The organism is Microbacterium barkeri (assembly GCF_027921765.1).
GTDB lineage: Bacteria > Actinomycetota > Actinomycetes > Actinomycetales > Microbacteriaceae > Microbacterium > Microbacterium barkeri.
In genome coordinates, this window is record NZ_BSEJ01000006.1 from 105,805 (window position 1) to 127,827 (window position 22,023).

Below are 22,023 nucleotides of genomic sequence, written 5' to 3' on the forward strand. Positions count from 1 at the left end.
GTCTGGTGCCCCGCGTGTCCTCCGCCGCAGCCGCCTACGTGGGCGAGCGCATCGCCGAGATCCGCCGGCGGCAGACGAAGACGCAGGACCAGCTGGCCGTCGAGGCGAACATCGACTCGTCGAACATCCGCAGCTACGAGAGCGGCCGGTCGATGATGAACATCCACTCGCTCGTGCGCATCGCGGCGGCCCTCGGCGTCGAGCCGGGCGACCTCATCGACGGACTCACTCCTGAGATGTTCACGACCCCGAGGTCAGACGCCCGCCGCAGCGCGGTCTGACCGTCGCGACCCGCGCCATCCACCGTCCCCGACACATGTCGTCACGTGACGACTTCCTGCGCCTCATCGGCCCTTCACCTATTCAGGCGGATTTAAAGTAGACCCTCGTGCCGGGTGGGAGATCCCCGCCGCCACAGGAGACCATGAGCAGCAGCAGCACCGCGTCGGCGCGCCCCGTCAAGGCGAAGCGCCCCTTCTACACCTCGTTCGGCTTCCAGATCATCGCCGCCCTCGTCGTCGGCATCGTGCTCGGCCTCGTCGGCCGCTCGATCGGCGCGAGCGCAGACGGCGAGCCGAACCCGCTCGCCGCGACCCTCGACACGATCGGCAGCTCGTACGTCACGATCCTGCGCACCGCCGTCGTGCCGCTCGTCTTCACGGCGATCGTCGCGAGCATCTCCAACCTGCGTCGCGTGCAGAACGCCGCGCGCCTCGCGGGCCAGACCATCCTCTGGTTCGCCATCACGGCCTTCATCGCCGTGGTCATCGGCATCGGCCTCGGCCTCCTCCTCCAGCCGGGCAACCGCGCGGGCGCGGGCCTGGAGACCTCCGAGCCGTCGCGCGTCGGCTCGTGGTGGGACTTCCTCCTCGGCCTCATCCCGCAGAACTTCCTCGGCCTGAGCGTCTCGACGTACGCCGCCGAAGACGGCGCTCTCAGCTCGAGCGTCAACTTCAACATCCTGCAGATCATCGTGGTCGCCGCTGTCGTCGGCGCCGCCGCGCTGCGCGCCGGACGCAAGGCCGAGCCGTTCCTCGTCTTCACCGAGTCGCTCCTGAAGGTCATCCAGCGCGTCGTGTGGTGGATCATCCGCATCGCCCCGATCGGCACGCTCGGCCTCATCGGCAACGCGGTCATCGAGTACGGCTGGGAGCGCCTGACGTCGCTCGCGTGGTTCGCCCTCGCGATCTACATCGGCCTCGCCCTCGTCCTCTTCGTCGTCTACCCGATCCTCGTGAAGACGCACGGCCTCTCGATCAAGCAGTTCTTCACGGGCGTGTGGCCCGCCGTCCAGCTCGGCTTCGTCAGCCGCTCGTCGATCGGCACCCTGCCGCTCACGCAGCGCGTCGCCGAGCGCAACTTCGGCGTCCCGCGCGAGTACGCGTCGTTCGCGGTCCCGTTCGGCTCCACGACCAAGATGGATGGCTGCGCCGCGATCTACCCCGCGATCGCCGCGATCTTCGTCGCGCAGTTCTTCGACATCCAGCTCACCCTGATCCAGTACCTGCTCATCGTCGTGGTCTCCGTGGTCGGATCCGCCGCGACCGCGGGCACGACCGGCGCGACCGTCATGCTCACGCTGACGCTCTCGACGCTCGGCCTGCCCCTCGAGGGCGTCGGCCTGCTGCTCGCGATCGACCCGATCCTCGACATGGGCCGCACGGCGGTCAACGTCGCGGGCCAGGCGCTCGTCCCCGCGATCGTCGCGAAGCGCGAGGGCATCCTCGACGAGGAGCTCTACGACGCCGAGCGCGCGGGCCTGCCGTTCATCGACGAGTCCGAGCGCGAAGACGCCGAGCCCGTCGGCGCCAAGGCCTGATCACCTGATCTCCGCACGAAGGCGGCCATCCGATCGGATGGCCGCCTTCGTCGTCCTCGGATGGTCGCGCCTCAGCGGGTCGGCGGCCGCAGGTTCCCGCGGGTGTCGAGCGCGAGCTCCTCGGCGTCCATGGCGGTGATCAGCTCGCGCATGACCTCCTCGCTGAGGTTGCCGCGATCGCGCTCCTCGAGCAGCACCTGGCGGCGCACCTCGAGCCACCCCTTCGACAGGTCGCGCACGCTCTCGTAGCTGGGGCGCTTGAGGATCGGCGGCGCCCCCTCCGCGCGCTCGAGCGCCCGCTCGGCCTTGTCGGCGTTCTTCTCGACCCGCAGCAGCGACCGGGCGACCTTGTTGAACTTGTCGATCGAGTCCTCGCCGTACAGCTCCGCCCACTCCTGCTGCTTGACGCGCAGGTACTCGCGCCCGGCCTCGGCGCTGCGCCGGCGGATGGCCTCGAGCTGGCGGGCATCCGCGGCGCGCTCGGCGTCGGCGTTCACGCCGAGCGCCTTGATCAGCGGCGCGAGCGTGAGGCCCTGCAGCAGCAGCGTCCCGACCGTGACGACGAACGCGCACACGATGAGCACCTCGACGTTCCCGTGCGACATCCCGCCTTCGGTGAGGTCGGGCAGAGCCGCCGCCATCGCGAGCGTCACGACGCCGCGCATGCCGGCCCACGAGACGACCGCCCGCTCCTGCACCGACATCGGGGGCTCGATGATCCGCTGGCGGATGGTCTTCTCGGTCACGGGGCGACCGTGCCGCTCGAGGCGCTCGCGCTGCCTGCGGACCATCCGCGCCCGCGGGCTGTCGGGGTTCGCGCGGAACTCCTCGGCCGCGTGCTTCCACCGCAGCAGGCGGAGCCGCTGCCACATCTGACCCCACGCATAGCTCGCGTACACGAACACCGGGCGCACGAGCAGGACCACGACGAGCACGGCGAGCGCGAGCACGAGCGTCTGCACGCCCGAGACGCCGCCCAGCTCGCGCACGACGTCGGGCAGCTGGAGGCCGATGTACGCGAAGACGAAGCTCTCGAGGAGGAAGTCCATCGACGACCACAGCGGGCCATCCTGCTGCCGCGTGACATACCGCGTCTTCGGCGCGTTGAAGCCGACGTACAGCCCCATCGCGACGACCGCGAGGACGCCCGATCCGTGCAGCTGCTCGGCGACCGCGTAGGCGCCGAACGGCACGAGGAGGCCGACCGTCCCCGTCACGACCGGGTCGCTGATCCGCAGGCGCAGCTGGTGCAGCACGATGCCGAACACGAGGCCGACCGCGACGCCGACGACCACCGCGAGCGCGAACTCGACGACGCCATCCCACACCGTCACGGTCGCTCCCGCGACGATGGCCGCGAAGACGCGCACGAGCGTGAGCGACGTCGCGTCGTTGATGAGGCTCTCGCCCGACATCACGGTCATCACGCGGCGAGGCAGCCCGAGCTTCCGGGCGATCGCGGCCGCCGACACGGCGTCGGGCGGCCCGACGATCGCGCCGAGCAGCAGCGCGCCCGCGATCGTGAGCTCGGGCATGATGAGCCACGCCACGAGACCGACGGCCGCAGCCGTCACGACGACGAGGCCGACACCGAGACGGCGGATGTGCGGAAGCGATCGCTTGAAGCTCACGAACGACACCTCGAGCGCGGCCGAGTAGAGCAGCGGCGGCAGGGTGAGGTTGAGCAGGAGGTGACCGTCGATCTCGACCGTCGGCACGAACGGCAGCAGCGAGGCCGCGAGCGCGACCGCGGTCACGACCAGCGGCGCCGGCCATCCTCGCCATCGGGCGAAAGCCGCGACCGCGACGGAACAGACGAGAATCACGAACACCTCGACGCCCATACTCCCGAGGCTATCTCCCCGCGTGCGAACACCCCGGGCACAGCCGGCCCGCGCTTGCCGGACTTCCTCGGCTCGACGTCGTATGGTCTCTCGCGATGCAGACGACAGCCGCCCCCGACACGCGCGTGCCCGCGACCGGCCAGCCAGCGCGGCGCGGCACCTGGCGCACCGACATCCAGGGGCTCCGCGCGATCGCGGTCGGGCTCGTCGTCCTCGCGCACGCGGGCGTGCCGCGCCTCGACGGCGGCTTCATCGGCGTCGACGTGTTCTTCGTGATCTCGGGCTACCTCATCACGGGCCTTCTCCTGCGCGAGCACGAGCGCACGGGTCGGATCAGCATCGCGGACTTCTATGTGCGGCGCGCGCGGCGCATCCTCCCCGCGGCGACCGTCGTCATCCTCGCGGTGCTCGCGGCCGCGGCCGCGCTCCTGCCCACGACGCAGGTCGAGCAGACGACGTCAGACGCGCGGTGGTCGGCGGTCTTCCTCGCGAACGCGCACCTCGCGGCGCAGGGCACGGACTACTTCTCCTCGAGCGAGCCGTCGCTCCTGCAGCACTACTGGTCGCTCGCCGTCGAGGAGCAGTTCTACCTCGTCTGGCCGCTGCTCGCGATGCTCGTCCTCACACGTCTGTCGCGGCGGGCATTCACGATCGCGGCGGCCGCGGTGTTCGCGGGCTCGCTCGCCTGGTCGCTCCTCTACACGGCCTCCTCCCCCGCGGCGGCCTACTTCAACACCCCGGCTCGCGCGTACGAGCTCGCCGCGGGCGCTCTGCTCGCGTGCGTGCTGCCCGCCACCCTCCGCGCACCGTGGCGCGCCCTCACGAGCCTGCTCGGCGCCATCCTCATCGCCGTCGCGGCGGTCGCGTTCGACGCCGGCTCGGCGTTCCCGGGATGGCAGGCCCTCGTGCCGACGATCGGCACAGTGCTGCTGCTCGCCTCGGGTCCGCGCTGCCTCGTCGGGCGCCTGCTGTCGCTGCGCCCCCTGCGATGGATCGGCGATGTGTCGTTCTCGCTCTACCTCTGGCACTGGCCCGCGATCCTGCTCGTGCCGGCGATCCTTCCCGACGGAACGCCGCCTCTCGCGTCGGGGGCGCTCGCGGTGGGCGTCGCCGTGGCTCTCTCGGCCGTCAGCTACCACCTCGTCGAGGTGCCGTTCCACCACCGGCGCGTCCCGTTCATCTCGCAGGGGCGACGCGCGCTCGCTCTCTGGCCCGCCTCCGTCGCCGTCGTGCTCGTCGGCGCGCTCGCGGCGACGGCTCTGGCCGACTACCGCGACCAGGCGGCGGACCGCGCGGCAGCCGCGTGGTTCGAGAGCGGCGAGACGAGCGGCTTCACCCAGCTCGGCGGCACCCCCGACGTGGCGTGGGAGCTGGAGACCGCACTCCGCCTCGCCGACGAGGGCGCGCCCATCCCTCCGTCCATCGACGGCTCGGCGCTCACGAAGGACAACTGGGGTGCGGTCGGCGAGGGATGCTTCGCGACGGATGGCCAGACGAGCGCCCCCGAGTGCGTCTTCGGCGACGAGAGCGCCGACCGCGTCATCGCCCTCGTCGGCGACTCGCACGCGGCGATGTGGCTGCCGGCGTTCGACGAGATCGGCCGCGAGCGCGGCTACCAGGTGCGGATGTTCGCCAAGCTCGCGTGCGCGCACTACGCCGTCTACCAGGCGGCCAAGGCGATGACGCAGGAGGAGTGCGACGCCTTCCGCAGCTGGACGAGCGCGGAGCTCGCCGAGCTGCGACCCGACACGATCTTCACGACCGCGCGCGGCATGCTCTTCCTGCAGGATGGCCGCGGCGGGGTGAGCGCGCGCGACCAGTGGTCCGCCGCGGTCGAGGCGTCGGTCGCCGAGCTCGCCGGCGTGACCGATGACATCCGCGTGCTCGGCGACGTGCCCACGCGCCCCGGCCCTGCCGATTGCCTGACCGCACCCGGCGCCACGCAGGCCTCGTGCATCTCGGCGCCGGGCGGTCTCGAGTACGACAGCAACGCCCTGACGAAGGCCGCCGTGGAGGCTGCCTACGTCGGCGCCGAGTACATCGACGTCGTCGGGTACGCCTGCCTCGACGGACGCTGCCCGCTCGTCGTCGACGAGTACCCGGTGTACGAGGACGACAGCCACCTGTCGACGCCCTGGGTCCGCCACATCGCCCCGCGCGTCGCGGACGACTGGGGACTGTAGTGCGGTAACGAGAGGATGCCGCGCCCGAGGCGGGCGCGGCATCCTGAACGAGCGTCCGGTCTGCTGAGTCAGACCCTGTTCGTGCGACGACGCAGGGCGATGATCGCGGCGCCGCCGAGCAGCAGCGCGACGGCGAGCGCCGCCGCGCTCGGAGCGATGTCCGCTCCGGTCGGGGTGAGCGCACCGCTGTCGGAGTCCGCCGTTGCGTCGGTGTCGGCCGTCGCGTTCGCTCCCGTTGCGGTATCCGCATCAGCGGTCGCGCCCGTCCCTGCCGCCGCATCAGCGTCCGCCTCGGCCGTCGCATCAGCGTCCGCAGACGCCGTCGCATCGACATCCGACGTCGCATTCGTCCCGGCGTTTGCGCCGCCGTCGCTGCCCGCATCCGCGTTCGCGTTCGCGTTCGCGTTCGCATGGGTGCCTGCGTCCGCTGTGGCGTTCGCGTCAGCGGTCGCACCGGCATCCGTGTCCGCACCCGTGTCAGCAGTGGCTTCAGCCTGCGTGTCCGCCGTTGCGTCGACGTCCGACGCGGCGTCGACCTCCGACGTCGCATCGACATCCGACGTCGCTTCAGCGTCAACATCCGCAGCCGCGGAAGCATCGACATCCGACGTCGCGGAAGCACCGGCATCCGCCCCTGCGGCGGCATCGGCATCCGCCGTCGCATCCGCTTCGACGTCCGACGCCCCTTCAGCGTCAACGTCCGCACCTGAAGACGCATCTGCGTCTGCTGTCGCACCAGCGTCGACATCCGCACCCGCGGCGGCATCGGCATCCGCCGTCAGGTCTGCATCAACGTCCGCACCCGAAGACGCATCCGCGTCCGCTGAGGCCTCCACGTCCGCATCCGCGTCGAGATCCGAGCCCGCGGCGGCATCGGCGTCCGACGTCGCGCCTGCGTCATTGTCCGCACCCGAAGACGCATCTGCATCGGCGTCAGCGTCGACATCCGCGTCAGCATCGACATCCGCGTCAGCGTCAACATCCGCAGCCGCATCGACATCCGCAGCCGCGGAAGCATCCGCAGCCGCCGTCGTGTCAGCATCGGCGTCCGTCCCGGGCCCCGACTCGCACGGGATCTGCCCCTGGAAAAGATAGTGATGCAGTTCGCCGCCGCCCTGCGACGTGAACGATCCGGTGACCCACTGCCCGTTGTGCGTGCGACTGCCCGTGAACGTGACGTCCGCATTCGGGGCGAAGACCGCTCCGTACTCGAGTCCGTCGATGATCAGCTGCCCCGTGACCGATGACGCGTCGATGAGGATGTACGACGATCGTGCCTGGTCGTTCCATCCCTCGATGTTGATCGGGCCGATCGTCGTCGTGCTCGGCGCCACGCGGACGACCAGGGGTGCCTGCGCGGTCGGCTCGTAGCCCGCGAAACCGTCGCGCTTGACGATGAGGCCTTCGATGTCCTCGTAATCGATGACATTCGGACGGTCGACGGCGAAGCCGGTCGGGTACGCCATCCCACCCTGCACGTTCGGGTCGACGTGATTGACGCGGTCGGTCTCATACGTGTCGGCCATGCAAGCAGCGGCCGCGCCGTACGAGGGCACGTCGAGATAGGCGGCGACGGATGCCTGCTCGGTCTCGACAGCGGCGAGCGCGACCGACGAGTAGGGCAGCTTCTCGAGGTCGAGGATGGCGCCGCTGTCTGTCGTGAGGCGCGTCCAGTCGCTGCCGCGCGGCGCTGCGGTGAGGTTCGACGTATCGACGAGCTTCGCAATCGCCTCGCTCTCGGGCGTCCCGTCGACCGATCCCCGGTTGGTGACAGCTACCCTCGGCCCGCGCCGCCGACGTACGAGCCCGCGAGCAAGCGCACCGGTTCGCCGTCGATAACGGGCACCGTGTACGTGGACTGGCCCGCTGCCTGGTGGATCAGGGGGTAGTTGTCCCTGGTCGTCGACAGCGTGCCGCCGACGGCGATCGAGCCTTCGAGCTCCCCGTTCCCGAGAGACGCGTCGCGGTGGGCGTAGATCGTGAACGCACCACTCCCCTCGAACGGGTTGATGTACTCGACGGCCGCGTTGGCGGGTGCGGCGACAGCCGCCCCTCCGAAGGCCACAAGAGCCGAGATGGCTCCGGCCGCGATGAGCCGACGCGACGCGCCGGCAGGGCTGTTCCCCATATGAGTCCTCCCCAGAACTGTTTCTGCGCAGGCAGAATCCGAGAAGGACGGCGGATCGCAGGGACCGCCACGTATGGCCCTCCCCAGACCCATACCGGCTCGGTCGACCGCCCCAGACGGTTTCCTCGACCGGGCGCAACCCTAGCAGGCGCTCCATGTGAGCGCTCTCAGCGTGCGCAGCGCCGTGGGCAGCGCGGCGGTTCTCGGCGTGCGGAGGAATACGCTCGCCCGCGGCGCGGTTGTCTCGAGCGATGTCCGACGCACCCGCTCCCGCTCTGTCCATCCTCGATCTCGTCTCGGTCCGCACGGGGCAGTCCAGCTCCCAGGCGATCGCCGCCTCCCTGCAGATGGCGCAGCGCGCCGATGAGCTCGGCTACCGCCGGTACTGGTTCGCGGAGCACCACAACATGCCCGCGGTCGCGTCGACCACGCCGCCCGTGCTCATCGCGGCGGCGGCCGCGCGCACTGCGCGCATCCGCATCGGGTCGGGCGGCGTCATGCTGCCGAACCATGCGCCGCTCATCGTCGCCGAGCAGTTCGCGGCCCTCGAGGCGCTCGCTCCCGGGCGCATCGACCTCGGCCTCGGCCGCGCACCGGGCAGCGACCCGGTCATCACGCAGCTCCTGCGCCGCTCGGGCACGACGAGCGAGGCGGAGCGGTTCCCCGATCATGTGACCGACATCCTCGCGATCATGAGCCCGGAGGGCGCGACCGTCCGCTTCACCTCGGGCGGCGAGTACGCCGTGCACGCGACGCCGGCCGCGACCGGCGCTCCGGAGGTGTGGCTGCTCGGCTCGAGCGACTACTCCGCGCAGCTGGCCGCGAGCTTCGGGCTGCCCTACGTCTTCGCCAACCACTTCGCGGGCGACGGACTCGAGCGCGCGATGGCCCTCTACCGCAACCAGTTCAAGCCGAGCGCGTGGCTGGACGCACCGAAGTCGTTCGTCACGGCCAACGTCGTCGTCGCCGAGACGCCGGAGGAGGCCGAGCGGCGCGCACTCCCCCAGCTGCGCCAGTTCGCGCGCCTCCGCACGAACAAGCCCATGCGCCCGATCGAGACGATCGACGAGGCACTCGCGGCGCCATCCGATGCGCTCGAGGAGTCGTTCATCCAGCAGTCACGCTCGCGCTGGTTCGTCGGCACGCCCGATACCGTGGCCGCCGAGCTGCGCGCGTTCGCGGCTCAGCACGGTGTCGACGAGATCATGATCTCGCCCGCCGCCGGGTCGTACGAGGCCGACCCGCTGGACGCGGCCCCCGGTCGCCTCGAGACGGTCGAGCTGCTCGCTGCCGCTCTGGCCTGAACGATCGCCCACCCGCCCAGGTCGCACAAACCGTCCTCCAGAGGCCCCGGAAGGCCGCAAACTGCGACCCGGACGGCCAGCCCCGACGGCCCATCCGCCCAGGTCGCACAAACCGTCCCCCGAAGGCCCCGGAAGGCCGCGAACTGCGACCCGGACAACCAGCCCCAACCAGCCATCCGCCCAGGTCGCACAAACCGTCCCCCGAAGGCGCCGGAAGGCCGCAAACTGCGACCCGGACAGCCAGCCCCGACGACCCGGACAACCAGCCCCAACGGCCCCAACAACCCGGACGGCCGAGAACGGAGGGCTACGCCTCGGGCTCGCCGGCGAGGAGGCCGCGGAGCCAGTCGCGCGCCTCGACGAACGCCTCGTCCCCATAGCGCTGCGGGTAATGGACGACCTGGCGATCGGCGCGCGGGTACGAGCCGAGGAACACCACGTTCGGGCTGAAGCGCCGCAGGCCCATCAGCGCGTCGGCCATCCGCTCGTCGAACACGTGCCCGTCGGCGTCGATGACGAAGCGGTACCGCCCGAGGGCGTCGCCGATCGGGCGCGACTCGAGCAGGCTCAGGTTGATCCCGCGCGTCGAGAACTGCTCGAGCAGCTCGAGCAGGGCGCCGGGCTCGTCCTTCGGCAGCTCGGCGACGAGAGACGTCTTGTCGGCTCCGGTGGGCGCGGCCGGCGCGACCGTGCGCGTGACGAGCACGAAGCGCGTGACGGCCTCGGGGTTGTCGCCGATGTCCTTCGCGAGCACCTCGACGTCGTGGTGCTCGGCGACGCCCGGCGCGACGATCGCGACCTGCGCGGGCAGCGAGCCGTCGAGCATCCCCACGGCGCTCGCGACATTGCTCGACGCGACGACGTGCTCGTGATCGGGGATGTTGTCGGCCAGCCATCCGAGGCACTGCGCGTAGGCGACCGGATGGCCCGCGACGCCGACCGGCTTCTGCGCGCGGATGTCGTCGAGAGACGCCCCGGGATGCGCGACGAGCCAGAAGCGCACGGGGACGAGGTACTCGCCGACGATCCGGAGCCCGGGGATGGTCGCGAGTGCGTCCTGCGCGCTCGAGACGCCGCCCTCGATCGAGTTCTCGATCGCGATCATGGCGGCGTCGCTGCGCCCCGACACGACGTCGGCGAGCGCCTGCCCGACGTTGCTCACCGGGCGCCAGATCTGGCCGCGCGCCTCGGGGACCTGCGCGAGCGCGGCCTCGGTGAAGGTGCCGGCAGGCCCCAGATAGCTGTACGTCCGGCGTTCGGGGGCATCCGTCGACATGACGATCAGCCTAGACGGCTCTGCGACGACTCCGAGACGAAGAACTGTGCACGGAGGGCCTCGACGGGGCAGACTTGCCCTATGACGAGCCGTGCCGGACTCCCCGCTGAAGCATCCGACCTCATCGATGTCGATGAGCTGATCTCCGCCTACTACGACCGCGCACCCGATCCCTCGATCCCCGCGCAGCAGGTCGCGTTCGGCACGAGCGGTCATCGCGGCTCGAGCCTCTCGACGAGCTTCAACGAGAACCACATCCTCGCGACGACCCAGGCCATCGTCGACTACCGCAACGAGCAGGGCATCGCCGGCCCGCTCTTCCTCGGGCGCGACACCCACGGCCTGTCGCTGCCCGCCGAGCGGAGCGCGATCGAGGTGCTCGTCGCGAACGGCGTCGACGTGCGCGTCGACGCGCGCGACTCGTGGGTGCCGACCCCCGCGCTCAGCCACGCCATCCTCGCGTACAACCGCGGCCGCGCCGCCGACGACCCAGGCCGCGCGGACGGCATCGTCGTGACGCCGAGCCACAACCCGCCGGCCGACGGCGGCTTCAAGTACAACCCGCCGCACGGCGGCCCCGCCGACACCGATGCGACCGGCTGGATCGCTGACCGGGCGAACGCGCTCATCGCGAGCGGCCTCGACGCAGTCAAGCGCGTCAAGCACGCCGACATCGACCTCGACTCGCTCGGCCAGTACGACTTCCGCGAGGCGTACGTGCGCGACCTCTCGACGATCATCGACGTCGAGGCCATCCGCAAGGCCGGCGTCCGCATCGGCGCCGACCCGCTCGGCGGCGCGTCCGTCGAGTACTGGGCGCTCATCGCCGAGATGCACGGCCTCGACCTCACCGTCGTGAACCCCGACGTCGACCCGACCTGGAAGTTCATGACGCTCGACTGGGACGAGAAGATCCGGATGGATCCGTCGTCGCCGTCGGCCATGGCCTCGCTCGTCGCACGTCGCGACGAGTACGACATCCTCACGGGCAACGACGCCGATGCCGATCGGCACGGCATCGTCACGCCCGACGCGGGGCTCATGAACCCCAACCACTACCTCGCCGTCGCGATCGACTACCTGTTCTCGCATCGTCCCGGATGGTCGCCGGACGCGGCCGTCGGCAAGACGCTCGTCTCGTCGATGATGATCGACAAGGTGACCGCGGCGCTCGGGCGTCGCCTGCTCGAGGTGCCCGTCGGCTTCAAGTGGTTCGTCCCGGGCCTCCTCGACGGCTCGGTCGCGTTCGGCGGCGAGGAGTCGGCGGGCGCGTCGTTCCTCCGCATGGACGGCTCGGTCTGGACGACCGACAAGGACGGCATCCTCCTGTGCCTGCTCGCGGCTGAGATCCTCGCCGTCACGGGCAAGACGCCCTCGCAGCGCTACGCGGAGCTCGAGGCCGAGTACGGCTCGTCGGCCTACCAGCGCGTCGACGCCCCGGCCACCCCCGAGCAGAAGTCCGCCCTCAAGGCGCTCTCCCCCGACGACGTCTCGGCGTCCGAGCTGGCGGGCGAGCCGATCACGGCCAAGCTCTCGCACGCTCCGGGCAACGACGCGGCGATCGGCGGCCTCAAGGTGCAGACGGAGCACGCGTGGTTCGCCGCCCGCCCGTCGGGCACCGAGGACGTCTACAAGCTCTACGCCGAGTCGCTCAAGGGCGAGGAGCACCTCCGCCAGGTGCAGGAGGAGGCGCGCGCGGTCGTGACCGCGGCCCTCGGCGGCTGAGCGTTGTCCGGGGTCGGCGGCAGGATGGCCGTCGACCGCGTTCCCGATCATCACGCAGGATTCATGTCGGCTCTCGCACGCGCTCATGCCCTCACGCGGCTCCTCGCCGACGAGGCCACCTGGCGACTGCTGCGCGCCGACCTCGCACCGGTGATCGTCGCTGTGCTCGACTCCCACCTCGGCGGGGAGGAGCGCCGGATCGACAGCGAGGAGCTGTACGAGCGCATCGACGTCGATCTCGAGGAGCTGCGCGCGCACGGCTTCGAGCTGCCCGGTTCCGCGCGCGGATACTGCGCCGCGTGGCGCACCGACGGCTACCTCGTCCGCCGGCCGTCCGAGGCATCGCGAGGAGAGACGTTCGAGCTCTCCCCGGCGGCGCTCGGCGCGATCCGATTCCTCGCTCAGCTCGCCCAGCCGCGGCAGAGCGTCACGGAGTCGCGGCTCACGAGCATCGCCCGACAGCTGCAGCAGCTCGCGATCGACACGGATCCCGACGCGTCGCGTCGACTCGCGCAGCTCTACGCTCAACGCGACCGCATCGACGCCCAGATCGAGGCGATCGCGGCCGGCGAGGAGACGACGCTCGACGCGAGCCGTGGACTCGAGCGCGTCCGGGACATCCTCGCGCAGGCCGAGGACATCCCGTCCGATTTCGCCCGCGTCCGCGCGCAGTTCGAAGACCTCAACCGCGAGCTCCGCGCGCGGGTCGTGGAGTCGGACACGGCGCAGCGCAGCGTGCTCGACGAGATCTTCCGCGGGGTCGACCTCATCGCCGACTCCGATGCAGGCCGCAGCTTCTCCGGGTTCTCCTCCCTCGTCCTCGACCCGGAGGTCGGCGAGGCGTTCGACGACGACATCCGCAGCGTTCTCGAGCGAGAGTTCGCGACATCCCTCACGCAGCAGGAGCGGCGATTCCTGCGTCGCCTCCTCCGCACGCTCAAAGAGCGCAGCGCCGAGATCCACGACGTCATCACCTCGTTCGCCCGCGGCCTTCGACGCTATGTGCAGTCGCAGGACTACCAGCGCGACCGGGTGCTGCGGCGCGAGCTCCGCGCCGCCCTCGCCGAGGGCCATGCGGCCTCGACGCACATCAAGCCGTTCCATCCGACCGCCCTCCGCCTCGATCTCGCGGCCGTATCGCTCACGAGCGCGGGTGCCGTCCGCCTCCACGACCCCTCGGAGCACGACGCCTCGCAGGAGGTCGTCGCCCATTCCGCCGAGCTCGCGTCGTACGAGGAGCTGCGCGCGATGGCGCGCGAGACCGAAATCGACTTCGACGAGCTCACGCGCAACGTCAACGATCTCCTCGCCGAGGGAGGACCCTGCTCGGTCGGGGAGGTGCTCTCCCGCCGTCCCGCGACACAGGGTGTCGCGAGCGTCGTCGGACTGCTCGCGCTGGGAGCCGAACAGGGAGTCGCCGAGGAGGCGACCGAGCGCGTCTCGTGGCGCGGAGAGGACGAGGTCGAGCGGATGGCCGAGGTGCCGGTGTTCCGATTCACGGGGAGGCTGCTGTGACGGAGGAGGCGGAAGCCCGGCAGGATGGGCTGTGGCGCGGCGACGAAGGCGCCCTGAAGCTCGAGTCGCGCAAGGCGCTGCTCAAGCTCATCCAAGGCCCCTACCTGTCGGCGTCCCGCTCGCCACGGCAGTGGGCCGCGCTGCTCTCCGACGAGGCGACGGTGCGCTCGCGCCTCAACGACCTCTTCCTCGACCTCGTCGTCGACCGAGACGGCGGCTTCGCCTTCGTGCGCAACGTCGACGCGGGCGAGCTCGACGTGCCGAGCGCGGTCCGCTCCGAGTCGCTGACCTTCCTCGACACGGCGATGCTGCTCGTCCTGCGCCAGCTGCTTCTGAGCGCCGAGAGCGAGGGGCGCGTGATCGTCGGGCAGGACGAGGTGTTCGAGCAGCTCGAGCCGTTCCGCACCGCGGATCGGGACGAGACCGACTTCCGGAAGCGCCTGAACGCATCGTGGGTCAAGATGAAGAACCGCCTCCGCGTCGTGCACACGGTCTCGGAGGATCGCGTCGAGATCTCGCCCGTGCTGCGCCTCCTCGTCGACGCGGAGCAGGCGCGGGCCATCGCCGCGGAGTACGCCCGGATCCGCGCGGGCGAACGGACGCCCGATCGCGACGCCGAGGAGGCCGCCGATGACGATGCTTGACCTGCCGATCGCACCCTCCCGTCCGCAATGGCGCCTCGCCCGCATCGAGGTCGTCAACTGGGGCACCTTCGACGGCGCACACGGCATCGACGTCGCGCGCAAGGGTCATCTCTTCACGGGGGCTTCGGGATCGGGCAAGTCGTCGCTGCTCGACGCGGTCGCGGCCGTCATGACGCCGGACCGATGGCTCCGCTTCAACGCGGCCGCACAGGACGGCTCTTCGCGTGCCGACGACCGCAGCCTGGTCAGCTACGTCCGCGGCGCATGGAGCAAGGAGGCCGACGAGGCGCTCGACCGCGCCGTCAGCGCCTACGTGCGGCCGAGAGCGACGTGGAGCGGCATCCTGCTCCGCTACGAGAACGAGGTCGACGCGCCGGTGACCCTGGTCCGGCTCTTCCATCTCCCCGGCAGCGGCACGGATCGGGCCGATCTGCGCGACGCGCTCCTCCTCCTGCGAGACACGGTCGCCCTCGTCGACTTCGCCCCGTTCGCCGCGAAGGGCATCGAGGCGCGTCGGCTCAAGGCCGCATACCCCGACGCCTACGTCTCGACCGGCTCACACGGCGGTTTCTACCAGCGGCTCCGCCGCTCGCTCGGCATCGGATCGGACAACGCGCTCCAGCTCCTGCACCGCACGCAGGCGGCGAAGAACCTCGGCAGCCTCGATCACCTGTTCCGCACCTTCATGCTCGACCGGCCGTCGACCTTCGAGCGCGCCGACAACGCGACCGAGCAGTTCGGCGAGCTGAGCGCGGCGCATCAGCACGTCGTCCAGCTGCGCCTGCAGGCCGAGCAGCTTCGCGAGATCTCGGCGACGATCGCCGCATACGAGCGGGAGTCGCGCGTCGCCGCCGAGCTCGAGCGCCTGCTCGCGGTGCGCGAGGTGTTCCAGGATCGCTTCCACCTGAAGATCACCCAAGACGATCACGCCGATCTGATCGCCGCGAAGGCGCGCGCCGAGGATGTCGCACAGAGAGCCGCCCGCGCACGCGAGGAGGCCGACGAGCAGCTCCGCGCCGCACAGCTGCGCGAGGCCCAGCTCGGCGGCGGCGACGCGCAGCACCTCCGGGCTCGCCTCGACGACGCGCGTGCAGCAGCCGACGCGACGGCCCGACGCTGGTCGCAGCTCGCCGCCGAGCTGTCGGGAGTCGGCCTCGACACCCCACCGCAGAGCGCGGCCGACTTCGCCGAGCTGCAGCAGGCAGCCCGCTCCGCACTCGACGAGGAGCGCCCCGCTGCCTCCCGCGACCACGCGGCGAATGCGCGGTTCTTCGAAGCCAGGCGCGAACTCGAGAAGATCGACGCCGAGCTCGAAGCGCTGCGCCGTCGGCGGAGCAACATCCCCGCCGATCTCCAGGGCGTCCGGGCGTGGCTGTGCGCAGAGACCGGGTTGACCGAGCAGGCGCTCCCCTTCGGCGGAGAGCTCATCGAGGTCCTGCCAGAGTACGAGGAGTGGACGGGGGCGATCGAGCGCGTGCTGCGACCGATCGCGTCGTCACTGCTCGTACGGGATGAGCATCTCGCCGCGGTGCGACGGCTCGTCGAGGGCCGGCACCTGGGGGCACGGCTCGTCGTCGAGGCCGTCCCCCTCGTCGCGGAATCGCCTCGCCCCGCCCGGGCTCCCCAGACGCTGCTCCACCGCATCCGGGTGTCGGACGGGCCGTTCGGCACCTGGCTCTCGTCGCGCCTCGCGACCTCCTACGACATCTCGTGCGTCGACGGGCCGGACGCCCTCGACGACGTCGAGCGCGGCGTCACGATCGGCGGCCAGATCAAGCTGTCGTCACGGCGCTATGAGAAGAACGACCGCGTGGCCATCGACGACCGCCGCCACTGGATCCTCGGCGCGGACAACGAGGCGAAGGTCGAGCTCCTCCTCGTGCGCAGGCGCGACGCCGAGCGACGGATGGCCGAGGCCGCGGGGCTGCTCGACGCCGTCCAGCGCGAGATCGAGGCCGCGGCTCGGCGGCGGGCGACGCTCGAGCGCGTGCTCGAGACGGAGTGGTCGAGCATTGACCGCGAGGCGGCGGAGGCGGCGGTGGCCGCTCGCCTGCGCGAGCTGGCCGCCCTCACGGAAGGCAACGGCGAGCTGGCCGACGCGACCCGCGTCGCAGAGGAGGCCCGTGCGCTCTGGCATCAGCGGGATGAGGCGTCGCGCCTCGCCGACACCGAGCTCGCGCGCGCGGGGGATCGCCTTCACGACACCGAGCGTCTCATCGAGACGCTCACGGCACGTCTCGATGGCCGGACGATCGACGAGGCGGACGCGCGAGATCTCGAGGCCCGCTACCGGTCCATCCAGCGCCGCATCGGGCGCGACGACATCGAGCGCGTCGGACAGCGGGTCACCTCCGCGATGCACCACGAGGCGACGGCGGCAGGTGCGCGGCGAGCCGAGGCGCAGTCGTCGTTCCAGGAGCAGGCGGGCGCGTTCCGCGCGCGCTGGGAGAGCGCCGCTGCTGATCTCACCTCATCGATCGAGGATCGCGACGGTTACCGAGCACTCCTCGCCACGATCGAGTCGCGAGGGCTCCCCGAGCACGAGAGCAACTTCCAGCGCCTCCTGCGAGAGCGCTCACGCGACCTCATCGGGCATCTGCTCAGCGACATCCGCGACGCGCCCAAGCAGATCGCCGAGCGCATCGACCCCGTCAACAGCTCGCTGGGGCGCTCGCTCTTCGACACAGACCGCTTCCTGCGCATCGTCGTCAAGGTGCGCCGCGGACCCGAGGTCGTCGAGTTCATGTCGGATCTCAAGTCGATCGTCGACGGCGCGTGGGCCGACGACGATCTCGACCGTGCCGAGCAGCGGTTCGCCGTGCTCGAGCGCATCATGCGCCGCCTCGCTTCCGATGACAGCGCCGACCGCGGGTGGCGGCAGCGATGCCTCGATACGCGCGAGCACGTCTCCTTCACCGCGCACGAGGTCGACAGAGCGGGTCGCGTGGTGGGCGTGCACGATTCGAGCGCGGGGCTCTCGGGTGGACAACGCCAGAAGCTCGTCATCTTCTGCCTCGCTGCTGCTCTCCGCTACCAGCTCACGACGGATGACGAGGATGTTCCGACCTACGCGACGATCGTGCTCGACGAGGCCTTCGACAAGGCGGACAGCCGGTACACGCGGATGGCCATGGATGTGTTCACGGAGTTCGGCTTCCACATGATCCTCGCGACACCGCACAAGCTCCTGCAGACGATCGAACGCTACGTCGGCGCCGTGACGTCGGTGTCGAATCCGAGCAGACAGCAGTCCGTGCTCGCGAACGTCGCGTTCACGGAGCGGCGATGAGCGCCCCCGTCTCGATCGCGACCGCTCGCGAGCGGGCGGCTCGCGTCGTCGCCCGCGAGCAGAGAGCGTGGGCTGCGCACGGCGGCGACGACGTCCGCTGGGAACTGCCGCTCCATCCTCCGAGCGAGCGAGCGGCTCTCGCGGATCTGAACGCGGCGATCGGATGGGCCGCAGGGTGGCGGATCGACGAGGACGGCGTCGAGGTGACGTGGACGACACGCCGCTGGCCCAGCGCGGGCGCGCAGGCGATCCCTGAGCGGTGCACAGTGACGGGTGCCGACGCCATGGCGCGATTCGCAGGGCGCTCCGTCGAGCGCGAGTGGCGAAGGCTCAGGGATCGGGCGCACGCGCTCCGCGTGCGCCTCGGCGATTCCGCCGAGGTCCGGTCCGCCGTGCAGCGTCATGGCACGTCCCTCGCGCGACTGTCCGAGGCCGATCTCCTCCTCCTCGGCGAAGTCGTCGAGTGGCTGGTGGAGAACCCGGCTTCCGGATACCGGCTCCGGCAGGTTCCGATCCCGGGGATGCACACGAAGTGGCTCGGCGCCCACCGCGCGCTCGTCGAGGCGCTGCACAGCGCCGCGACGGGAAGGGAGTCCCTCGGCCTGATCACCTCGATGCCCGGCGTGCGCGTGCGCTTCCTCGACGCTCGTCTGCGCCCCGGCGGACTCGCCGACATCGTCGCCCCGCTCGATGAGCTTGCGGGCCTCCGCGTTCCCGCGCGGACGGTCGTGGTGGTCGAGAACCTGGAGACGCTGCTCGCGCTGCCCGAGCGAGGTGGCGTCGTCGCGGTGCACGGAAGTGGATACGCCGTCGCCGACGCGATCCCGCGGCTGCCCTGGGTGGCGGCCGCGCGCGTCCTCTACTGGGGCGATCTCGACGCCGACGGATTCGCCATCCTCCATGCGCTCCGAGTTCGCGGTGTGACGGCGCAGAGCCTGCTCATGGACGAGGAGACGCTCATCGCGTTCCGCGATCTCTGGGTCGCCGATCCGGGCACGGCCGCGCCCCGCGCGCTGTCGGCTCTGACCGCGGCGGAGCAGCGAGCGCTGGGCCGTATCCACAGCGAGGGCGGCATCCGGCTCGAGCAGGAGCGCGTGCCCTGGCCCTATGCGCTCGCGGCGCTCGACGACGCGATTGGCGGCTGACCTTCAGTCGCGGGGCCCGCGATCCTCCCAGACGCGCTTCGCGATCGCGGCCACCTCCGCGTCCAGATGCTCCATCCGGGTATCCATCGCGTCGAAGCGCGCGTCCATCCGGTCTCCGAGCGCCCGCATCGAGTCGCTCACCGCCTGAAGCGAACGGTGCGTCGCGGTCCAGATCATGCTCGCCGAGAGCGTCGTCACGCCGAGCATGGTCGCGCCGAACACGCTGATCAGCACCCACACCTGGATCTCGGTCATGGACATCTCCCCATTGTGTCGCGGGCGTGCTCGGAACTCCAGGGTGTCGCGTCGCTCGAGCACTCGGTGCTGCACGACGGCGATGTGAGCGGAAACGCCGAATGAAATGGTGCTGTGCACGCGACGACGGCCCGCCCCGATCGGGGCGGGCCGTCGTCGCGTGCGGGCTACTTCGCGAGGAAGTCCTTGAGCGCCGCGTTGACCTCGTCGGCGTGCGTCCAGAGCAGGCCGTGCGGAGCGCCCTCGACCTCGACGTAGTCCGCCTCGGGGACGGCCTCGTGGAACCGGCGGGCGGTCGCGTCGATCGGGAGGATCTGATCCTTCGTGCCGTGCAGGATGAGCGTCGGCTTGCCGGCGGCGCGGACGGCCTCGACGTCGCCGCGGAAGTCCTCGATCCACGCGGGCACGACCGCGTAGGCCGCGACCGGAGCGCTGCCGATCGCGACGTTCCAGCTGGCGGTCACGGCCTCCTGGCTGATCCGGGATCCGAGGTTCTCGTCGAGGTTGTAGAAGTCGCGGTAGAACTGCGTGAACCACGCGAAGCGGTCGCCCTTCGCGGCGGCCGCGATCCCGTCGAACACGTCCTGCGGAACGCCCTCGGGGTTGTCGTCGCGGGCGACGAGGAACGGCTCGAGCGACGCGAGGAACGCGAGCTTCGCGACGCGCTCGTGCCCGTAGCGGGCCACGTAGCGCGCGAGCTCGCCCGTGCCCATCGAGAAGCCCACGAGCACGACGTCGCGCAGGTCGAGCGTCTCGAGCACCGTGTTCAGATCGGCGGCGAAGGTGTCGTAGTCGTAGCCCGCCCCGACCTTCGACGACTGGCCGAACCCTCGGCGGTCGTAGGTGATGACGCGATAGCCCTGCGCGAGCAGCTCGCGCGTCTGCCGCTCCCAGCTGTGCCCGTTCAGGGGGTAGCCGTGGATGAGCACGACCGACTGCCCGGACCCGTGGTCCTCGTAGTACAGCTCGACCGGGGTGCTGTTCTCGTCGCCGACGGTGATGTAGCCCATGATCTCTTCCTCTCGATCCCCGAGAACGGTCGTTCTCGCTGGTGAGGTCCACGGTAGAGAACGATCGTTCTCGTGTCAAGTAGACTGGGCGCATGACCGAGGAAGAAGCACGCGAGCGCATCCTCGCCGCGGCCGAGGAGCTCTACTACCGCAAGGGATACGCGGCCGTCGGCATGGACGAGCTGCGCTCGGCGGCCGGCGTGTCGCTGCGGCGCCTGTACGCGCTCTTCCCCGCCAAGAACGACATCGTCGCGGCCGTGCTCGACCGTCGGCATCGCCAGTGGGAGTCGGCGCTCGACGGGGCGATCGCCGCCGCCGGCGACGATCCGCGCGAGCGCCTGCTCGCGGTCTACCGCTATCTCGAGGACTGGTTCTGCACGGGGGACTTCCGGGGCTGCGCGTTCATCAACGCCTTCGGCGAGCTCGGCGGAACGCATCCCGAGGTCGCCCGCATCGTCCGCGAGCACAAGGCGTCGTTCCAGGAGCACATGGCGGCGCTCGTGGCGGCGTCGGGAGCCCCCGCCGCCCTCGCGGCGCAGCTCTCGATCCTCGCGGAGGGCGCGCAGAGCACGGCCGCCATCTCGGGCGACCCGCAGGTCGCGGCTCAGGCGCGCGCTGCGGCCGAGGTGCTCATCGACGCCGCGACGGCGCGCTGAGCGCGCTCACGCCCGCGCGCCGACCGTCCGGTCCTTCCGCCGCGCCCAGCGCGCGGGCGTGGCCGGTCCGTCCCAGACCTGCACGATGCCCCACACGACCGCGGCGAACGGCGCGGCGAGGATCGCGCCGAGGATGCCGCCCAGCACGGTTCCGATGGCCAGTGCGATCAGGACGACGAGCGAGTGCAGCTTGAGCGCCCGCCCCATGAGGATGGGCTGCAGCAGGTTGCCCTCGAGCTGGTTCACGACGACGACGATCGCGATGACGATGATCGCGACGATCGGACCGTTCGCCACGAGCGCCACGAGCGAGGCGAGGATGCCCGCGACCGTCGCGCCGACGATGGGGATGAACGCGAGGAGGAACACGAGGATCGTCAGCGGGAAGGCGAGCGGCACGCCGAGCACGAACAGCCCGATGCCGATGCCGATCGCGTCCACCGCGGCGACGGCCGCCGTTCCGCGCACGTAGGCGCCGAACGTGTCCACCGACTTGGCTCCCGCGCGCTGCACGCGCGCGTACCACTCGCCCTCGAACGGCCGCGTGAGGAAGGACCAGATCTGCGGGCCGTCCTTGAGGAAGAAGAACAGCACGACGACCATGAGCACGAAGCCCGTCACGAAGTTCGCGACGGCGCCGACCCCGGCGACCGCGCCAGAGCCGAACTGCGCGCTCGTGAAGAAGTCGGTCACCGACGCGATCCACTCGTCGATCTGCGCCTGGTCGGGCGCGAACGGCAGCGTGTTGACCCACGCGACCACCTGGAGGAAGCCCTCCTGCGCCTGCGCGTACAGCTCGCTCCACTGGCTGCGCACGGCCGAGACCATCGCCCATCCGAGTCCGCCGATAATGAGCACGATCGCGAGGAGCACGATCGCCGTCGAGAACGACGGCCCGAGCCGCGGCCGCAGCCACCCCATGAGGGGCTCGAACGCGCACGCGAAGATCAGCGCGAGGAGCACGGGGATGACGACGACCGACAGCGTCTGCGACGCGTAGACGAGCCCCGCGGCGAGGATGACCACCGCGATGATCTGCACCGCGCGCGTCGCGAGCGTGCCGAACCCGTCGGACCACAGCCGGCGCGGCGTGCGGCCGTCGGTCACGACCGGCGCGGGCGCCGGCGCCTGAGGCGTGCGTCGTCTGAACATCGTGCTCCCCCTGTCGTCGCGAACGCGTCGTCACCATCCTGCCGGACGCCGCGCGCGAGTCCCGGGAGCTTGACCCTG

At 70.9% G+C, this 22,023-nt stretch carries 17 protein-coding genes; 10 read left to right on the forward strand and 7 right to left on the reverse strand.

Going from position 1 to position 22,023, the window contains the following annotated elements; translation table 11 throughout:
* Positions 1-5 precede the first annotated feature (5 nt).
* Together PKE79_RS07975 and PKE79_RS07980 are read left to right on the forward strand one after the other, a co-directional pair.
* Positions 6-281 (forward strand): helix-turn-helix domain-containing protein, encoded by a 276-nt coding sequence (locus PKE79_RS07975; protein WP_271173157.1) that lies wholly within the window; start codon positions 6-8, stop codon positions 279-281.
* A gap of 143 nt (positions 282-424) precedes the next feature.
* On the forward strand, positions 425-1,819 hold the full coding sequence (locus tag PKE79_RS07980) for a dicarboxylate/amino acid:cation symporter (protein WP_271173158.1): 1,395 nt from the start codon (positions 425-427) through the stop codon (positions 1,817-1,819).
* A 71-nt stretch (positions 1,820-1,890) separates the two neighbouring features.
* Here the strand turns inward: PKE79_RS07980 and PKE79_RS07985 are convergent, their stop codons facing one another.
* Positions 1,891-3,663 carry a cation:proton antiporter gene (locus tag PKE79_RS07985; RefSeq protein ID WP_271173159.1) on the reverse strand — a complete coding sequence of 591 codons (1,773 nt, stop codon included), beginning with the start codon at positions 3,661-3,663 and terminating at the stop codon, positions 1,891-1,893.
* 95 nt (positions 3,664-3,758) lie between these two features.
* Here PKE79_RS07985 and PKE79_RS07990 point away from each other — a divergent pair, with 95 nt between their 5' ends.
* Positions 3,759-5,846: an acyltransferase family protein gene (locus PKE79_RS07990; RefSeq protein WP_271173160.1), complete on the forward strand. Its 2,088-nt coding sequence runs from the start codon at positions 3,759-3,761 to the stop codon at positions 5,844-5,846.
* 68 nt (positions 5,847-5,914) lie between these two features.
* Here the strand turns inward: PKE79_RS07990 and PKE79_RS07995 are convergent, their stop codons facing one another.
* Both PKE79_RS07995 and PKE79_RS08000 read right to left on the reverse strand, forming a co-directional pair.
* Positions 5,915-7,372, reverse strand: a complete 1,458-nt coding sequence (locus tag PKE79_RS07995) for an LAVTG motif-containing sortase-dependent surface protein (RefSeq protein WP_271173161.1) — start codon at positions 7,370-7,372, stop codon at positions 5,915-5,917.
* Positions 7,373-7,620: 248 nt separating this feature from the next.
* Complete coding sequence (locus tag PKE79_RS08000; RefSeq protein WP_271173162.1) at positions 7,621-7,974, reverse strand: collagen-binding domain-containing protein; 354 nt, start codon at positions 7,972-7,974, stop codon at positions 7,621-7,623.
* Between the two features lie 251 nt (positions 7,975-8,225).
* On the opposite strand from PKE79_RS08000, the gene PKE79_RS08005 reads away from it, so the two are divergent.
* Positions 8,226-9,278, forward strand: a complete 1,053-nt coding sequence (locus PKE79_RS08005; protein ID WP_271173163.1) for an LLM class flavin-dependent oxidoreductase — start codon at positions 8,226-8,228, stop codon at positions 9,276-9,278.
* Between the two features lie 307 nt (positions 9,279-9,585).
* Here the strand turns inward: PKE79_RS08005 and pheA are convergent, their stop codons facing one another.
* Positions 9,586-10,554, reverse strand: a complete 969-nt coding sequence (pheA, locus tag PKE79_RS08010) for a prephenate dehydratase (protein ID WP_271173164.1) — start codon at positions 10,552-10,554, stop codon at positions 9,586-9,588.
* Between the two features lie 81 nt (positions 10,555-10,635).
* Between pheA and pgm the strand changes: the two genes are divergently transcribed.
* From pgm to PKE79_RS08035, 5 genes are all read left to right on the forward strand, one after another.
* Positions 10,636-12,279, forward strand: coding sequence for a phosphoglucomutase (alpha-D-glucose-1,6-bisphosphate-dependent) (gene pgm / locus PKE79_RS08015; protein WP_271173165.1), 1,644 nt, complete (start codon positions 10,636-10,638; stop codon positions 12,277-12,279).
* A gap of 63 nt (positions 12,280-12,342) precedes the next feature.
* Positions 12,343-13,794 (forward strand): DUF3375 domain-containing protein, encoded by a 1,452-nt coding sequence (locus PKE79_RS08020; protein WP_271173166.1) that lies wholly within the window; start codon positions 12,343-12,345, stop codon positions 13,792-13,794.
* Positions 13,791-14,438: a DUF4194 domain-containing protein gene (locus PKE79_RS08025; RefSeq protein ID WP_271173167.1), complete on the forward strand. Its 648-nt coding sequence runs from the start codon at positions 13,791-13,793 to the stop codon at positions 14,436-14,438. Before PKE79_RS08020 ends, PKE79_RS08025 begins: the two co-directional genes overlap by 4 nt.
* Entirely contained in the window at positions 14,425-17,727 is a 3,303-nt protein-coding gene (locus PKE79_RS08030; protein WP_271173168.1) for an ATP-binding protein, read from the forward strand. Before PKE79_RS08025 ends, PKE79_RS08030 begins: the two co-directional genes overlap by 14 nt.
* The gene (locus PKE79_RS08035) at positions 17,724-18,872 is read left to right on the forward strand and encodes a Wadjet anti-phage system protein JetD domain-containing protein (protein ID WP_271173169.1); all 1,149 of its coding nucleotides are present in this window, start codon (positions 17,724-17,726) and stop codon (positions 18,870-18,872) included. The genes PKE79_RS08030 and PKE79_RS08035 overlap by 4 nt, the downstream gene beginning before the upstream one ends.
* Positions 18,873-18,875: 3 nt before the next feature.
* Here PKE79_RS08035 and PKE79_RS08040 read toward each other — a convergent pair whose 3' ends face one another.
* Together PKE79_RS08040 and PKE79_RS08045 are read right to left on the reverse strand one after the other, a co-directional pair.
* Positions 18,876-19,127 (reverse strand): hypothetical protein, encoded by a 252-nt coding sequence (locus tag PKE79_RS08040; RefSeq protein ID WP_271173170.1) that lies wholly within the window; start codon positions 19,125-19,127, stop codon positions 18,876-18,878.
* A 167-nt stretch (positions 19,128-19,294) separates the two neighbouring features.
* The gene (locus tag PKE79_RS08045) at positions 19,295-20,137 is read right to left on the reverse strand and encodes an alpha/beta fold hydrolase (RefSeq protein WP_271173171.1); all 843 of its coding nucleotides are present in this window, start codon (positions 20,135-20,137) and stop codon (positions 19,295-19,297) included.
* A gap of 92 nt (positions 20,138-20,229) precedes the next feature.
* Between PKE79_RS08045 and PKE79_RS08050 the strand changes: the two genes are divergently transcribed.
* On the forward strand, positions 20,230-20,793 hold the full coding sequence (locus tag PKE79_RS08050) for a TetR/AcrR family transcriptional regulator (RefSeq protein WP_271173172.1): 564 nt from the start codon (positions 20,230-20,232) through the stop codon (positions 20,791-20,793).
* Positions 20,794-20,799: 6 nt separating this feature from the next.
* On the opposite strand, the gene PKE79_RS08055 is transcribed toward PKE79_RS08050, so the two are convergent.
* Positions 20,800-21,945, reverse strand: coding sequence for an AI-2E family transporter (locus tag PKE79_RS08055; protein ID WP_271173173.1), 1,146 nt, complete (start codon positions 21,943-21,945; stop codon positions 20,800-20,802).
* Positions 21,946-22,023: the final 78 nt, after the last annotated feature.

What these genes read in the sequence shown, in the direction of transcription:
- pheA (WP_271173164.1), bottom strand. Translation starts at nt 10,554, where the DNA reads ATGTCGACGGATGCCCCCGAACGCCGGACGTACAGCTATCTGGGGCCT.
- PKE79_RS08040 (WP_271173170.1), bottom strand. Translation starts at nt 19,127, where the DNA reads ATGACCGAGATCCAGGTGTGGGTGCTGATCAGCGTGTTCGGCGCGACC.
- PKE79_RS08000 (WP_271173162.1), bottom strand. Translation starts at nt 7,974, where the DNA reads ATGGGGAACAGCCCTGCCGGCGCGTCGCGTCGGCTCATCGCGGCCGGA.
- PKE79_RS08050 (WP_271173172.1), top strand. Translation starts at nt 20,230, where the DNA reads ATGACCGAGGAAGAAGCACGCGAGCGCATCCTCGCCGCGGCCGAGGAG.
- PKE79_RS07985 (WP_271173159.1), bottom strand. Translation starts at nt 3,663, where the DNA reads ATGGGCGTCGAGGTGTTCGTGATTCTCGTCTGTTCCGTCGCGGTCGCG.
- PKE79_RS08020 (WP_271173166.1), top strand. Translation starts at nt 12,343, where the DNA reads ATGTCGGCTCTCGCACGCGCTCATGCCCTCACGCGGCTCCTCGCCGAC.
- PKE79_RS07980 (WP_271173158.1), top strand. Translation starts at nt 425, where the DNA reads ATGAGCAGCAGCAGCACCGCGTCGGCGCGCCCCGTCAAGGCGAAGCGC.
- PKE79_RS08045 (WP_271173171.1), bottom strand. Translation starts at nt 20,137, where the DNA reads ATGGGCTACATCACCGTCGGCGACGAGAACAGCACCCCGGTCGAGCTG.
- PKE79_RS08035 (WP_271173169.1), top strand. Translation starts at nt 17,724, where the DNA reads ATGAGCGCCCCCGTCTCGATCGCGACCGCTCGCGAGCGGGCGGCTCGC.
- PKE79_RS08030 (WP_271173168.1), top strand. Translation starts at nt 14,425, where the DNA reads ATGACGATGCTTGACCTGCCGATCGCACCCTCCCGTCCGCAATGGCGC.
- pgm (WP_271173165.1), top strand. Translation starts at nt 10,636, where the DNA reads ATGACGAGCCGTGCCGGACTCCCCGCTGAAGCATCCGACCTCATCGAT.
- PKE79_RS07990 (WP_271173160.1), top strand. Translation starts at nt 3,759, where the DNA reads ATGCAGACGACAGCCGCCCCCGACACGCGCGTGCCCGCGACCGGCCAG.
- PKE79_RS08055 (WP_271173173.1), bottom strand. Translation starts at nt 21,945, where the DNA reads ATGTTCAGACGACGCACGCCTCAGGCGCCGGCGCCCGCGCCGGTCGTG.
- PKE79_RS08005 (WP_271173163.1), top strand. Translation starts at nt 8,226, where the DNA reads ATGTCCGACGCACCCGCTCCCGCTCTGTCCATCCTCGATCTCGTCTCG.
- PKE79_RS07995 (WP_271173161.1), bottom strand. Translation starts at nt 7,372, where the DNA reads ATGGCCGACACGTATGAGACCGACCGCGTCAATCACGTCGACCCGAAC.